Origin of the sequence: Corallincola platygyrae (assembly GCF_039544265.1) — a bacterium.
Taxonomy (GTDB): Bacteria; Pseudomonadota; Gammaproteobacteria; order Enterobacterales; family Neiellaceae; genus Corallincola; species Corallincola platygyrae.
In genome coordinates this window covers 307,562-321,621 of the sequence record NZ_BAABLI010000014.1, presented here as the reverse complement: position 1 = coordinate 321,621, position 14,060 = coordinate 307,562, and the positions used below count along the sequence as shown (strand labels likewise).

Annotated in this window: 14 protein-coding genes; 8 read left to right on the top strand and 6 right to left on the bottom strand. The window is 48.3% G+C overall.

The annotated features are described in order from the left end of the window. Positions 1-21 precede the first annotated feature (21 nt). A complete protein-coding gene (locus tag ABEA14_RS12715; RefSeq protein WP_345340391.1) occupies positions 22-669 on the bottom strand; it encodes an arylesterase in 648 nt (215 codons plus the stop codon). Between ABEA14_RS12715 and ABEA14_RS12710 the strand changes: the two genes are divergently transcribed. Then, positions 668-1,330: an ABC transporter ATP-binding protein gene (locus ABEA14_RS12710; protein ID WP_345340390.1), complete on the top strand. Its 663-nt coding sequence runs from the start codon at positions 668-670 to the stop codon at positions 1,328-1,330. The two genes, ABEA14_RS12715 and ABEA14_RS12710, sit on opposite strands and share 2 nt — an antisense overlap. Beyond that, positions 1,330-3,819 carry an ABC transporter permease gene (locus tag ABEA14_RS12705; RefSeq protein ID WP_345340389.1) on the top strand — a complete coding sequence of 830 codons (2,490 nt, stop codon included), beginning with the start codon at positions 1,330-1,332 and terminating at the stop codon, positions 3,817-3,819. The genes ABEA14_RS12710 and ABEA14_RS12705 overlap by 1 nt, the downstream gene beginning before the upstream one ends. Before the next feature lie 306 nt (positions 3,820-4,125). Here the strand turns inward: ABEA14_RS12705 and ABEA14_RS12700 are convergent, their stop codons facing one another. Then, the gene (locus ABEA14_RS12700) at positions 4,126-5,016 is read right to left on the bottom strand and encodes a TIGR01777 family oxidoreductase (protein ID WP_345340388.1); all 891 of its coding nucleotides are present in this window, start codon (positions 5,014-5,016) and stop codon (positions 4,126-4,128) included. An 85-nt stretch (positions 5,017-5,101) separates the two neighbouring features. After that, the gene (locus tag ABEA14_RS12695; RefSeq protein WP_345340387.1) at positions 5,102-5,458 is read right to left on the bottom strand and encodes a hypothetical protein; all 357 of its coding nucleotides are present in this window, start codon (positions 5,456-5,458) and stop codon (positions 5,102-5,104) included. 91 nt (positions 5,459-5,549) lie between these two features. Between ABEA14_RS12695 and ABEA14_RS12690 the strand changes: the two genes are divergently transcribed. Then, positions 5,550-6,461, top strand: a complete 912-nt coding sequence (locus tag ABEA14_RS12690) for a class I SAM-dependent methyltransferase (protein ID WP_345340386.1) — start codon at positions 5,550-5,552, stop codon at positions 6,459-6,461. Positions 6,462-6,474: 13 nt separating this feature from the next. Here the strand turns inward: ABEA14_RS12690 and ABEA14_RS12685 are convergent, their stop codons facing one another. Beyond that, entirely contained in the window at positions 6,475-6,729 is a 255-nt protein-coding gene (locus ABEA14_RS12685; protein WP_345340385.1) for a hypothetical protein, read from the bottom strand. A 148-nt stretch (positions 6,730-6,877) separates the two neighbouring features. Here ABEA14_RS12685 and ggt point away from each other — a divergent pair, with 148 nt between their 5' ends. After that, positions 6,878-8,644, top strand: a complete 1,767-nt coding sequence (ggt, locus tag ABEA14_RS12680) for a gamma-glutamyltransferase (protein ID WP_345340383.1) — start codon at positions 6,878-6,880, stop codon at positions 8,642-8,644. 65 nt (positions 8,645-8,709) lie between these two features. Here ggt and ABEA14_RS12675 read toward each other — a convergent pair whose 3' ends face one another. Further along, positions 8,710-9,147 (bottom strand): hypothetical protein, encoded by a 438-nt coding sequence (locus ABEA14_RS12675; RefSeq protein ID WP_345340382.1) that lies wholly within the window; start codon positions 9,145-9,147, stop codon positions 8,710-8,712. 168 nt (positions 9,148-9,315) lie between these two features. Between ABEA14_RS12675 and ABEA14_RS12670 the strand changes: the two genes are divergently transcribed. The 4 genes from ABEA14_RS12670 to ABEA14_RS12655 are packed head-to-tail and all read left to right on the top strand — an operon-like array spanning position 9,316 to position 11,598. Then, on the top strand, positions 9,316-10,050 hold the full coding sequence (locus tag ABEA14_RS12670; protein ID WP_345340381.1) for a DUF1538 family protein: 735 nt from the start codon (positions 9,316-9,318) through the stop codon (positions 10,048-10,050). Next, positions 10,047-10,844, top strand: a complete 798-nt coding sequence (locus ABEA14_RS12665; protein ID WP_345340380.1) for a DUF1538 domain-containing protein — start codon at positions 10,047-10,049, stop codon at positions 10,842-10,844. Before ABEA14_RS12670 ends, ABEA14_RS12665 begins: the two co-directional genes overlap by 4 nt. Continuing rightward, positions 10,844-11,194, top strand: coding sequence for a P-II family nitrogen regulator (locus ABEA14_RS12660; protein ID WP_345340379.1), 351 nt, complete (start codon positions 10,844-10,846; stop codon positions 11,192-11,194). The genes ABEA14_RS12665 and ABEA14_RS12660 overlap by 1 nt, the downstream gene beginning before the upstream one ends. After that, entirely contained in the window at positions 11,191-11,598 is a 408-nt protein-coding gene (locus ABEA14_RS12655; protein ID WP_345340378.1) for a CBS domain-containing protein, read from the top strand. The genes ABEA14_RS12660 and ABEA14_RS12655 overlap by 4 nt, the downstream gene beginning before the upstream one ends. 283 nt (positions 11,599-11,881) lie before the next feature. Here the strand turns inward: ABEA14_RS12655 and pta are convergent, their stop codons facing one another. Then, entirely contained in the window at positions 11,882-14,026 is a 2,145-nt protein-coding gene (gene pta, locus ABEA14_RS12650) for a phosphate acetyltransferase (protein WP_345340377.1), read from the bottom strand. Between the last annotated feature and the right edge of the window lie 34 nt (positions 14,027-14,060).

Genomic DNA, 14,060 nt, shown 5'->3' with positions numbered 1-14,060 from the left:
CTTCCCTGTTTTCTTGCCTATTTATGGCGCAAGTGCGGCTTGAACATAAGGAAGCATGTGGCTACTGATAATAGGTTGTGCTTCCGCTGAGGGGTGAATGCCATCCGCTTGCATCAGCTGTGGATCTTCGGCAACTGCAGGTAGAAAACTCGGCACCAGTGTGATCTTGTATTTGTCTGCCAGTCTTGGATAAATGCTCTGAAACGCCTGCGTGTAGCGCCTTCCATAGTTTGGAGGCAACATGATTTCAACCAAAAGCGGCGTAGCGCCGGCCTGTTGGCTAAGTTCAATCATTTGACTTAGCTGGCGTTCTGTATGAGCGAGATCGAATCCGCGCAGGCCATCATTTCCGCCCAGCTCTATAATCACTATTTCAGGTGAATGCTTGCTTAAAAGTGCTGGCAGTCTGCGCAAACCGCCATCACTGGTATCTCCGGTGATACTGGCATTTACTACGTCGACTTTGTTAACGTTTTGATTATCTTTGGGGTTAGTCAACGCTTCGCTCATCAGGTGAACCCAGCCTTGTTGCATCGCCATACCATAGGCCGCACTTAGGCTGTCTCCGACGACCATAATGGTCGTTTTTTCCTGAGCGTGCGTATAGCCAGGTAGCCAAACTAAAACAATCAATAAGGTAATTGTGCGCGTGAATGCAGCTCTGAACATGATTGAATTCCAACAAGTAAACTATACGGTTGACGGCCCTCAAGGGGCGCTTTCCATCCTCAATGGAGTCACGCTTGAAGTCAAGCAGGGGGAGTCGGTTGCCATTATTGGCCCCTCCGGTGCAGGTAAAAGTTCTTTACTGTCACTGGCTGCAGGATTAGAGCGCAGCAGTGCTGGCGAAGTGAAAGTCGCGGGTAAGTCTTTGACTGGCGCTGACGAAAGCACCCTTGCCGAGTTAAGAGCGGAATATATTGGTTTTGTGTTTCAGTCCTTCCTGCTTATTCCAGAATTGACGGCTATTGAAAACCTGACGGTGCCCGCGCAGCTATGTGGTCATCCGGTATCACCTGAGACAGCTCAATCAATGCTGACCAAGGTGGGGCTGGACAAACGTGGTCACCATTACCCACAGCAGATGTCAGGTGGTGAGCAGCAGAGATTGGCGATAGCTCGAGCATTCATGACTAACCCAACCATCCTGCTTGCCGATGAGCCCACGGGTAATCTCGACCGAGCCAATGGTGAGCACATCAGCGAGCTGCTGTTTCGAATGAACAAGGAGCAGGGTACAACCTTGTTATTGGTAACCCATGATGAGGGGCTGGCAAAACAGTGCCAACGCGTATATCGACTCATTGATGGCAAATTAGAGGTGGCGTAATGAGAGCGCTTCAACAAAGCCTGCAAATGTTGAGGGGCGAAAGGCGAGGTGCTTCGCTCTACCTTTGGTGTATATCACTGGCTGCGGCCGTTGCTATCCTGTTTTGGTTTCTGGCTATTAGCCAACGCATAGAAACCTTCCTGCAGCGTTCAACTTCTGGTTTTTTGGCCGCTGATGTTGTTCTTTCTGCCCCCCAACCCATAGATAATTCCTGGCTGAATGAAGCTGTATCGAGAGGCTTAAATTCGACGCAGATGGTTCGTTTTTCCACCATGCTGTTTGCTGTCGATAAGCTGCAGTTGTCATCCGTGAAGGCGGTGGCTGATGGTTATCCCCTCAGGGGAGAGCTAAAGATCCGCGGTGGTGATGCTGCAGCTGAGCGTGAAGTTAAGCATGGTCCCGCCAAAGGGGAAGTGTGGTTAAGCGAGCCGCTGGCGTTGCAATTAGGTGTACAACCGGGAGATTTGGTTGAAGTAGGGGATGCGCCCCTGCGTTTTACTTACTATCTCATTGAGCAGCCGGATGTGGCTTTTGGTGTGTTTAGCTCCAGTCCTCCGAGCCTGATGCATATTGATGATCTTGATGCCAGTGGCGTGATCCGTCCGGGCAGTCGCGTCAACTATCGATATTTATTCAGCGGCAGCAATCAGGCGACACAAGCTTGGTATCAGTGGTTAAAAGAGAATAAGAAAGAGCGCCACAGATTAACGTCATTGGTCGACAGTGAGTCTAACCTGGGCGATGCCTACCAGCGCGCACAGCAGGTGATATTTTTGGCGATGGCATCTGCACTTGCACTCACTCTGATAGCGATGTGGTCTGCTTTACAGTCCTATTCTGGGCCTCTCACACGTAGAGTGGGAATACTCCGAATCCTTGGCGTGTCTCGCCTGCAGTTGTATATACAATTTACAGTGCATCTGAGTATATCGATTCTGTTTGGAATCGGTGTGGGTCTGGGCGTTGGGTATCTTTTAGATAGCGCTTCAGCAAAACAGTTTGCCGAGCTGTCAGAAGAGCTGGCTATCGTAGACATAGGTTGGAAGCCTTATGCACTTGCGGCACTAAGCGGTTTAATCGCGGCGAAATGTCTGCTGGTGCCACTTTTCCTGAACTGGTTCAGTGCAAGTCCTCGAGGTCTGCTGGAGTCAGAGGAGCGTACCGCAAAGTCGCCTTCCGTCTGGGGTGGGATCTTATTGGCTGTCGGTTTTGTGCTTTTGACCGGCTTAACCAGCGGGCTGTTAAACCTGTTGCTGATGACTGGGTTGGTATTAGTGCTGATTGTTTTCTGCAGTCTGACGCTGTTCCTAGTGGGTAAAATCAAGTTACCAGCGAAGTTGAAAAACCTAAACCTCGCACTGTTGTTGCTGGTGCGTCAGCGGGTACGTGTGACCATTCAGATGGTTGGGCTGACACTCGCGGTGGCACTCACCCTCGCCATGGTGTTTGTGCGTAGTGATTTGTTGGAAGAGTGGCAACGTATGGTGCCTGATCAGTCAGCCAACTTCTTCCTGGTCAACGTGAGTCCTGACGAGCGACAGGTGCTAGCGGCCGAAATCGAAAAGCGTGAGGGCAGTTTAAGCGGTTTCTACCCTATTGTTCGTGGTCGAATGGTTGCGATTAACGGCGAACAGGTTGTCGACAATAGGACTGGAGCCGCTGAGCGGGAAGAAGGCGAAGAGCGCCGTCGAGGAATAAACCGAGAGCTTAATCTCACCTGGAGCAACGCACTTCCGCCAGAAAATGAAATTGAGTCCGGTGACTGGCAACTCACCTCAGATGGTAAAGGACTTTCTGTCGAAGTGGGCATGGCAGAAAGATTGGAAGTTGGGTTGGGTGATACGCTGACCTTTGTTGTCACTGGAGGCGAGATAACGCTGCCGATCACCAGTATTCGTTCCCTCGACTGGAAGTCCATGAGACCAAACTTCTTTGTGATCTTCCCTGAAAAAGAGCTGGGACAATATGCGCACACCTATATCGCCAGTTTCTATCTACCGTATGAACACAGAGATTGGCTGTATCAGTTTATGCGCAGTTATCCAGCGGTCAGCTTGATCGATATTGAGCAAATTCTCGAAAAATTTGCCACTTATCTGGTTCAAATCGTTCAGGTTGTTACCGTGTTAGTCCTGCTCGTGATGCTGACGGCCATACTTGTCACCGCCTCGCTTGTGATGGGGAGCTTTGTCAGGCGGCATCGAGAGCTTCATATCTATCGCATTCTGGGCGCTGGCGACAAGGCGTTGCGGGGCTTGTTGTTATCTGAGTTTTTGATGGTAGGAGCGTTAGCAGGCTTGTTGGCGTCGGCGTTAGGTGAACTGCTATTGGCTGGCCAGGCGATCTGGGTGTTTGAGCAAACGCCGAAATTTCATCTCACGTTGTGGCTGTATGGTCCACTCGCCGGTATTGCTGCTTCCTTGCCCTTAGCCATTTGGCTCACGTGGCGGCTGTTAAATGCTTCAAAAGCAAAAACCGCCTCAGTTTGAGGCGGTTAATAGTTGCTAGGGTCTGTTGACCTTTCGTGTATGGATTTTGTTCGAATGAAACACGTTTTGAGCAAGAAGTGAGCTAAGTAACTTAGCGAACTAAGTAAGTAGTGAATGACGTAGCGCAGAACGTGTTTCAGCGAACCCCATTTCCTTCAAAAGAAGGGGCAGCATTTGTTGGTGATTTATGTTTCGTTATCGGCTATTTATTGAGGGCCACTAAACTTCACAGCCTCTGCCTCGCTTAAATCACCAACATATTGCTGCAAAAACAAACAGCAAAGGTCAACAGACCCTAAAACCATGTCACAAGATTGAAGAGAGCGCTTCTTTAAGTTTTGGATGACAAAAGTGAAAATCGTGGGCAAGTAATCGTGTTGGCATAACACGTTGCCCATAAATCAAAAGGTCTGCCATTTCACCAAACAGGATCCGAAGGACAAACTCTGGCATTCGAAACGGTGCGGGGCGGTCTAGCACGGCGCTGAGATGCTCGGTAAACTCCTGATTGGTTACCGGGTTAGGTGCTGTTAGGTTATAAACGCCATTTGCTGTTGGTTGTTCCAGTAGAAAAATTATCGCTTTCACCATGTCATCAATATGGATCCACGACATGTACTGTTCCCCAGCAGCGATCGGTCCCCCCAAACCAAACCTGAATGGTGGCACCATCTTCTTTAGTGCGCCGCCTTTTTTGCCAAGGACAATGCCTGTTCGAATGAGGCAAGTGCGTGTTGACTGTGGCGCACTAAGTGCAATCTGTTCCCATCTCTCGCAAACACTATTTGAAAATTCAGGATGAAAGTCGGTAAATGACTCATCAACCTGGGTATCACCCTGTCGTCCATAAATACCGATTGCCGAACCGCTGATAAAAGTTGCAGGAGGACTTTTACCTTGATGCATCAAGTTGACCAGCTGTTGGGTAATATCCCAACGACTTTTCGTTATCTTTTCTTTTTGGTAATTGCTCCAGCGCTTATCGGCGATAGGCTCGCCAGCGAGGTTGATGACAGCATCAAAGCCATCTAAATCTTTGAAGTTTGAAAGTGTGTCAATGACGGTGAGATCGAAACCAAGGGACTGCTGCGCCGATTTGGGTCTGCGGCTCAGCACGGTAAGTTTGTGTTGGTTCTTCAGGTGCTTTACCAGCGTGCTGCCGATAAAGCCGGTCCCGCCCGTAATAAGAATGTCCAAAACCGCTCACCCCTCTTAATCGTTAATGACATTAAGGTACCGGTTTAGCAACTATAGTGGCAAACGTCTCTAAGAGTGAAATCAATTAGTTGGCAGCTGTGTACACCGCGAGCTCATCCTCCTTACTGGATTCAGATGAGCTTGTGATACGATACGTGCCTGTTTCGCGACGGTGATTGGCGAACAGTAAAACAGCATGCAGCGCACGGCTGACGGCGGCCATGGCAATACCACAAGCGACCATGCGTGCTGCAGACTGCATACTTTTTGCAGTGATGTTTACAGGGTTCATCATATCACTGAACAAGGCGACACCACCCGCCAGAATGCAAAGTACCATTGAACGAATAAGGCGGTCTGAAAACTGGGTGTCTACTTTCTTAAGTTGGTTGTAGCCGTGCAAAATAGCGATAAAAACGGCAACTAATACTAAGGTCAGCATGTTGACCTCCCTACGATGATGAAAAGCAAACTACTTGCTGTCAAAATCTAATTTTACAACAAATGTGTGACGAATTGGTGACCATATTAGCATGGAATGGTTAAAAAATATCCAGAAATATTTAAATCGGCCTATTTCCCCCCTGAATTCTGAAAGAATATTACATGGTAGAGGGCAGTTGGTCGTCGGCGCCGAAACCATAGCTATTGACTGGTTTGCGTCAAATGTACTGGTCACACTTTACAAGGAGTGGCCAGATCAGGATGTTTCCGTACTGGCTGATTATCTGTTAAATCAGTTGAAAGAGTGGCAACTGCCACCAACATCGATTGCACTCCAGCGACGATACCTTAAAGGCGCACCAACAGAGGTGCTTTACGGTGAGCTTGCAGATGAGATTTGGGCGCAGGAGCAGGGACTTCAATACAGAATCAACCTGAAGCAGCATCAAAACCATGGGCTGTTTTTGGATATGGCAGAAGGCCGGCGCTGGGTAAAGGAACGCGCTCAACACAAACGTGTATTGAATCTATTCAGCTATACCTGTGCTTTTTCTGTCGCTGCATTGGCGGGGGGAGCGGACGAAGTTATTAACCTGGATATGAGCAAGGGCGCCCTTGCGGTAGGGCGTAAAAATCACGCTAAAAATGACTTAACTGGTGCACGTTTTTTTGCTCACGATCTCTTCAACAGTTGGGGCAAGTTAAAGCGATTAGGCCCATACGACTTGGTTATTGTTGATCCGCCATCGTTTCAAGGAAGCAGCTTTACCCTGGATAGTCATTATCCGAAAGTGATTAGACGGTTGTGCTCGTTGACTGAGCCTGGCGCCGAGTTCTTGCTTTGTTTAAATGCACCTGAAAAATCGTCAGAGTTTTTAATCGACCTGGTAGCACAGGATGCGCCAGAGCTAAGGTTTGTCTCAAGGCTACCTAACCCTGAGGTATTTGCTGATAAATACCCCGAGAAGTCGTTAAAGGTGCTTCACTTTAGTCGTGAATGAGTTACCGTGTGACTTATAGCGAATTGATATCGCGTTTAAGCTCGTAGCCGTCGTCAGTTACGATCTTTTCCAGGGTCTGAAGCCTTTGCTCGATGTTTTCCGCTTGCTCTTTATTGGCGAACTGGCGGAGCATTGCAATTTCAGTTTCCAGCATATCAATTCGCTGTTTCAGCTTACTACTGTTGCGGTTCCGGAAGCTCCATTGCTTCATCGCTAAATAACCAAAAATGATGGCGATGATCGCCACAACCATTACTTCTTTGCTCATATCTGCTCCCTGATAGTTTCGGGCTTGTTTTGTGCCCAGGAAATGTCTGAAAACAACTGTATCCAGATTATAGCGTTTTGTGCTCTCCTGCTAAAAAGTTAAATCTGTTAAGCTGTTACAAACTATTTGTGTATTAGGTGGACACTGGATGTTGTTGGGCAAAGACGCGCATGTCACTTCAAAAAGTTACATAGTCAGCTCGCTATTAGTTTGTTGTTTACTCTCTTTTTCATTCTTCTCTGCAGCTGAGCCGACCAGAGAGCCGGAAGCGGCTTCTGGATTAGTTAAAAAGAAAGCGGCGCAAGGGAAGCAGTTTGCTGTTGCTACCGCCAATATTCACGCCAGTAATGCGGCGTATCAAATGTTAGAGGCGGGTGGTAGCGCGGTCGATGCAACGATAGCGGCGCAAATGGTACTGACGCTGGTGGAGCCCCAGTCTTCGGGGATTGGTGGTGGCGCATTCATGCTGCATTACAGTGGCGATGACAAGGTGTTGACCACTTTTGATGGCCGCGAAAGTGCGCCTGAAAAAGCGTCGCCTGATATGTTCCTGCAGGCCGACGGAACGCCAATGAAATGGATAGATGCACTTGTTGGTGGTAAGTCGGTGGGGGTTCCTGGGCTGGTTGCCATGCTCAAAATGGCGCATGAGAAACACGGCGTTTTGCCTTGGAACGACTTGTTTAAGCCGGCAATCAGTTTGGCAGAGAATGGTTTTGAAGTGTCTCCAAGACTGGCAAAACTGGTCGCGGCCAACTTCAACCCAGCGATGGGATTATTTGACACTAACAAAGCCTACTTCTTTCCAGAAGGTCAGCCGGTAAGAGCAGGACACTTATTAAAAAATCCGCAGTTGGCTGCCACTTTCAGACTGATTGCGGAACATGGTCCAGAAGCTTTTTATCAAGGGGAACTTGCCAAAGAGATTGTAACAACCGTACGCAACGCGAAAGTGAATCCGGGGTTGTTGTCTGAAAAAGATTTAATCCACTACACAGCGTTGGAAAGGACCCCCATATGTGACCAGTACCGCGGTTATCGGGTATGTGGAATGGCTCCGCCAAGCTCGGGCGGTATTGCTGTTCTCCAGATCCTGAAATTACTCGAATTTAGAAATATCGGTGAGTTGAAGCCTAACTCTGCGGATGCGGTGCATCTGTTTACACAGGCTTCAAAATTGGCCTACGCAGATCGTAACCTTTACCTGGCTGATAGTGACTTTGTCTCCGTTCCGTTAGTTGAAATGCTGGACCCGAGATATCTGGAGTTGCGGCACGGGCAGATTACTGGGCGCGACAGCGGGGTGGTCGAAGCGGGGCAGCCGGTCGATTATCTGCGGGCGTTGGATGAAACACCTGAGTTTGATAGCACCAGTCACTTGTCGATTGTTGATGCAAAGGGCAATGCGGTTTCAATGACATCAAGTATTGAGATGGGATTTGGCTCAGGTTTGATGGTGGGTGGCTTTTTACTCAACAATCAGATGACTGATTTCTCTTTGGTTCCCAACCGTGCCGGAACACCTGTCGCAAACAGCATTGCCCCAGGAAAGCGTCCGAGAAGTTCTATGGCGCCTACCATGGTGTTTCGCCCAGATGGCTCACTGTTTTTGCTTGTTGGCTCTCCCGGCGGGAGTCGTATCATAGATTATGTCGCATGGAGCATTATTGCGCGCATCGATTGGAAATTGACTTTGCAGGAGGCGATCAATTTACCTCGAGTAACCAATCGCAATGATTACACAGCATTGGAGAAAGGCTCTGAACTCGCCATTCTCAAAAAGGCTCTTGAAGTAAGAGGGCATCGCGTAAGGCTAATTGACCTCAACAGTGGAATCCACGCCATTGAGGTTCATCCGGGCAAGTTGATATCAGCGGCGGATCCGAGAAGGGAAGGGGTTGCCGTTGCAAAATAGCTTTTAACGAAAGCGGGCAAATAAAAAAGGGCCATCAGGCCCTTTTTTATTGTTTAGAAACCAAGTTAACCGTTGGTCATAAACATGTCCGGTTTCACTTCCTGTACGTACCATTCCATGCCTTTTTTGACCACAATTACCGTGCGCTCATCTTCTCTGACAAAACCTTCGACCTTGCCTTTGAAATGGATAGACACCTCGGCCTGAGTTGCGACTTTTCGGAAAAAATCCGCATCAGTTTCAGAGACTGACAGTTCTACCTCATCCATAGTGAAGCCAATGATGTGGCGCTTGACCGAGTGAGGAGAGTGGTAGTGTTTTACCAACTCGGCAAGCTCTGGAAGGCAATAGGATGCTGCCAGATCAGTATCATTGGCTACATAGATAGCGTGGAAAAAATCCAGAGCAGCCTGCTCCGGCGTACGCACTTTTTCTTCGCACGCGGTTACAAAACAAAGGCAGATAAGCAAGAACACTGCCTGGTAAATACGACTGAATTTCATTTTTATCACTGATTAAGGTAACTCTTCGTATAGTGCAGAAACCTTTGCTATTGGTCAAAGTAAAGATAGCAAATTGGGGTTCATCACAGTTCTTAACAAATAAATTGGGTTCCCCGTTTTTATAACTCATTATTTATCGGTAGGTTTAATGCATTCTAAAGGTTGTATTTGAAAGAACTAATTCACAACCTCGTAGTATCGTTGACTGGGCGGATTCGAGACCTCCTGCCCATTGTTGTGGTTGTCGCCTTCTTTCAGTTAGTTGTTCTTCAACAGCCCCTTCCAAATTTTCTTGAAATCATCGTAGGCCTTTTTTTGGTCGTCGCTGGCTTAGCATTCTTTATCAGAGGGTTGGAGATCGGGCTATTTCCCCTTGGAGAAAACCTGGCTCACGCCTTTGCGCGTAAGGGGAATATATGGCTTTTGCTTGGGTTTGCCTTCTGTCTGGGTTTTGGCACAACAGTGGCGGAGCCAGCGTTGATTGCGGTCGCAGATGAGGCCGCAGAGGTTGCCGCCGAAGGAGAGATGATTCAGCGTTCCGAAGAGGCGATGGAAAGTTATGCAGATGGTTTGAGGCTCACTGTCGCGCTCTCGGTTGGCGTGGCTATTGTGATTGGAGTGCTTCGTATCCTTAAAGGTTGGCCTATCCATATCATGATCATTGGCGGTTATATTTTGGTGCTTATTACCACCATGTTTGCGCCGAAAGAGATTATTGGCATCGCCTATGATTCGGGCGGTGTTACTACGTCTACGATCACTGTTCCACTGGTGACTGCATTGGGTGTTGGGTTATCGAGTGCGATTAAAGGCCGTAATCCTATGCTTGACGGTTTTGGTCTAATCGCGTTTGCGTCTCTAACTCCAATGATTTTCGTCATGATCTACGGGATGACGATATGAGTGGTCTATTACAGGAAATCCTTTGGAGCCTAGGTGGTACCGTCATTGATGTGCTACCCATCATTACTATTATTCTTGTTTTTCAGTTGGTGCTGTTAAGGCGACCGATCCCACGAGCCAAACGTGTTTTTCTTGGATTTGTCTATGTCATTATCGGTCTGAGTTTGTTCCTGGTTGGTCTAGAGCGAGCGTTGTTCCCATTAGGTGAACTGATGGCGGAACAGCTAACCCGGCCAGAGTTTATCTACACCCACGCAGCAGAATTGGACCTACATGTAGATTGGAAAGACTATTACTGGATCTATATTTTTGCTGCTGCCATTGGCTTCAGCACGACTATCGCTGAGCCCAGCCTGATCGCTGTCGCTATTAAAGCTAACGAAGTGTCGGGTGGTGCCATAGGCGTGTGGGGCCTTCGAGTCGCTGTTGCATTGGGCGTAGCGATCGGCATTGCTTTGGGCAGTTATAGAATTGTGGTGGGAGATCCACTGCATTATTACATTCTGGCTGGCTACGTTGTCGTTGTTATTCAAACCTTTATTGCACCCAAGTTAATTATTCCTCTTGCCTATGACTCCGGAGGCGTTACAACGTCAACGGTTACCGTGCCATTGGTTGCCGCTCTAGGGTTGGGTTTGGCGGAAACCGTGCCGGGTCGAAATCCCTTGGTTGATGGATTTGGTTTGATCGCATTTGCCAGCCTGTTTCCGATCATAACAGTAATGGCGTATGCGCAGATGTCTGAGTGGATGGAGCAGAGGAAAGCGCAGTCTTCAAGTCAGGAGTTGAGCTAATGCACTTTAAATTAATTATTGCCTTTGTTGAGGACAGTTTGACTGACCATATTATGGAGGCAGCACGCGTGTCGGGAGCCACAGGCGCAACAGTTATTAACAATGCTCGTGGCGAAGGGTTAAGTAAACATAAGACGTTTTTCGGGTTAGATCTTGAGACTCAGCGTGATGTTCTGCTGTTTCTGGTAGAAGAGCACTTGTCTCGAAAGGTTTTAGAGACGATCTCAAAGCTTGGAAAGTTTGACGATAAAAAAGGTGCGGGGATCGCCTTTCAATTAGATGTCGAGGATGCCGTCGGTGTAGCTCATCAGGTTGCGGCGCTGAGTAAGCAGGTGGAGGAAACACTATGAGTGTGCATCGTGTGCATGTGAAGCAAGTGATGGTTGATAGATATGCATTAGTCGATGGATTAATCACGGTAAAGGAAGCGCTATCAATCATCCGGGAGCGAGATTTGGATGCGCTGATTATTGATAAGCGGGATCCTCACGACGAATTTGGTATGGTGCTGTTGTCTGATATTGCAAAGCAGGTGATCGCGAAAGACAAAGCGCCAGAACGCGTGAATCTTTATGAGATCATGGCGAAACCTGTTGTTTCCGTTGATCCAGAGATGGACGTTAGGTACTGCGCTCGTCTATTTGATCGTTTTGGGATCCACCGGGCACCAGTGATTGCAGCGGGTAAGGTTGAAGGCGTTGTTAGTTATAATGACATAGTGATCAAAGGCTTTGCGCTAAATCATAGCGATTAGTGCGATCATTTTAATGCTCTCAAGCTGATTGATAACCAGATTGCTCTCAGAAGCAATTTTCTATAACTGGTAAACCTATAGCTATCCACAAAACCTGTGGATAAGTTTGTTGATGACTGGCTGTGTTTGTTTTATCTAGTTGTTATATAAGAGAAAATAGATCTGTTTGAAATGTGTTCATGCAGTTTTCAGCACTAAGGTACAGTAAAATGTCAAGCATAAAAAAGGGAGCGATGCTCCCTTTTTTATGCTTGACTTGACCTGAATATAAGGTTTTGTCTGTCTAATCCAACTGTTTGGACTGAATAGCGGTCAAAGCTACTGTATAAACAATATCTTCCACCAAAGCGCCTCGCGATAAGTCATTCACAGGCTTACGCATACCCTGAAGCATTGGACCAATACTGATAAGGTCTGCTGAACGCTGCACCGCTTTATAGGTTGTATTGCCGGTATTCAGATCAGGGAAAATAAACACGGTAGCTTGTCCTGCGACTGGGCTATCAGGTGCTTTTTTCTTCGCGACATTTTCCATCACCGCGGCATCGTACTGTAGTGGACCATCAATCACGATGTCTGGACGCTTAGACTTCGCCAGCTCTGTCGCCTTGCGTACCTTGTCGACGTCAGAACCGGTGCCACTGGTACCTGTGCTATAGCTGATCATCGCTACTTTGGGTTCGATACCAAATGCCAATGCCGACTCAGCACTTTGGATAGCGATATCGGCAAGCTGCTCAGCTGTTGGATCTGGGTTAATCGCACAGTCGCCATATACCAGAACCTGATCTGGTAACAGCATGAAGAAGATAGAGGACACCAAACTGCTTCCAGGCGCAGTCTTAATTAACTGCAGAGGAGGGCGGATGGTGTGAGCTGTGGTGTGAACCGCGCCAGATACCAAACCATCAACTTCATTTTGCGCCAGCATCATTGTGCCAAGTACAACTTCATCTTCGAGTTGTTCTTCAGCAACCACTTCGGTAAGACCTTTGTGCTTACGCAACTCGACCATAGGAGCAATGTAGTTTTCCCGTACCTGTTCCGGATCGATAATTTCAACACCTTCGCCCAGAGTCACCCCTTGCTGTTCTGCAATCTTATGAACCTCCTCAGGGTTACCAATCAGAACACAACGAGCGATGCCACGCTCTGCACAAATTGCTGCAGCCTTGATAGTGCGAGGCTCGGTGCCTTCTGGCAGTACGATACGTTTATTAGCCTGGCGTGCCAGTTCTGTTAACTGATAACGGAAAGCAGGAGGTGATAGCTTGCGCTTACGCTCTGAACCGGAGATCAAGCTTTCAATCCAGGCTTCGTCTATGTGGCTTGCCGTGTAGTCTTGAACCTGCTCGATGCGAAGCGGATCATCGGTAGGCACCTCTAGGTTGAACGCCTGCAGATTAAGCGACGTCTGCCAAGTGTTTGTTTCAACCAGAAGAACGGGAAGACCACCGTCCATCGCGGGTTTGCACAGATCCATCAGGCTCTCATCTGGTTCAAAACCACCAGTGAGAAGTAGCGCGCCAATTTCAACACCGTTCATTGCAGCAAGGCATGCTGACACAATAACGTCTGGGCGGTCAGCTGAAGTAACCAACAGGCTACCCGGCTTAAAGTGGCTAATCATGTTAGGGACTGAACGCGCACAGAAAGTGACGCTACGAAGACGTCTGTCTTTGATGTCGCCTTCATTAATGATGGATGCGCGAAGATGCTCAACAAGATCCTGAACGCGAGGAGCGATCAGATCATATGTCCAGGGAATGCAGCCGAGCAACGGCAACTTGGCATGTTTGAAAGCTTTCAGAATCGAGTCAGTGGACGCGTGAGTTTGAAGTTCGCTGCCTTCAAAAATCTCGCTTAGGTCAGGACGAGTACGCCCCTGGTCGTCAACAGGTGCGCCAACCTTGTTAACGATCACGCCTAAGATCTGTTTGTTCTTGGAGCCACCCATATTACTTTGGGCAATTTCAACACGCTCGCGAAGCTGACCTGCGTCGTCGATACCCGGCGTTGCAACAAACACGACTTCAGCATCTAGCGCCTTAGCGATGTCAATGTTGGCGCGGTTCGCCCAGGGTGATCGGCGAGTAGGAACTAAGCCTTCGACAACAACTACATCGTCCTGACTGCAGTACTGCTGATAACGTGCGACAACTTCTTCGAGTAACACGTCTCGCTGGTCACTACTGATAAGGCTTTCAGCATAATGCATACGAAGCGGATCAGGTGGTGTCAGGTTGGTTGCGTTTTTGATAATGGCAGTGGAGCGTTCAGGACCTTGGTCACCGAGTCGCAACTGTGCAACCGGCTTGAAGAATCCTGCACGAGCGCCCTGGCGTTCCAGAGCGCGTACCATGCCCAGGCTGATAGTGGTGAGGCCAACGCCGCCACCGATGGGAATTAGCATGATAGTGCGTGACACTATAACTTCCTCTTGTCCTCTAACACATCAAAAA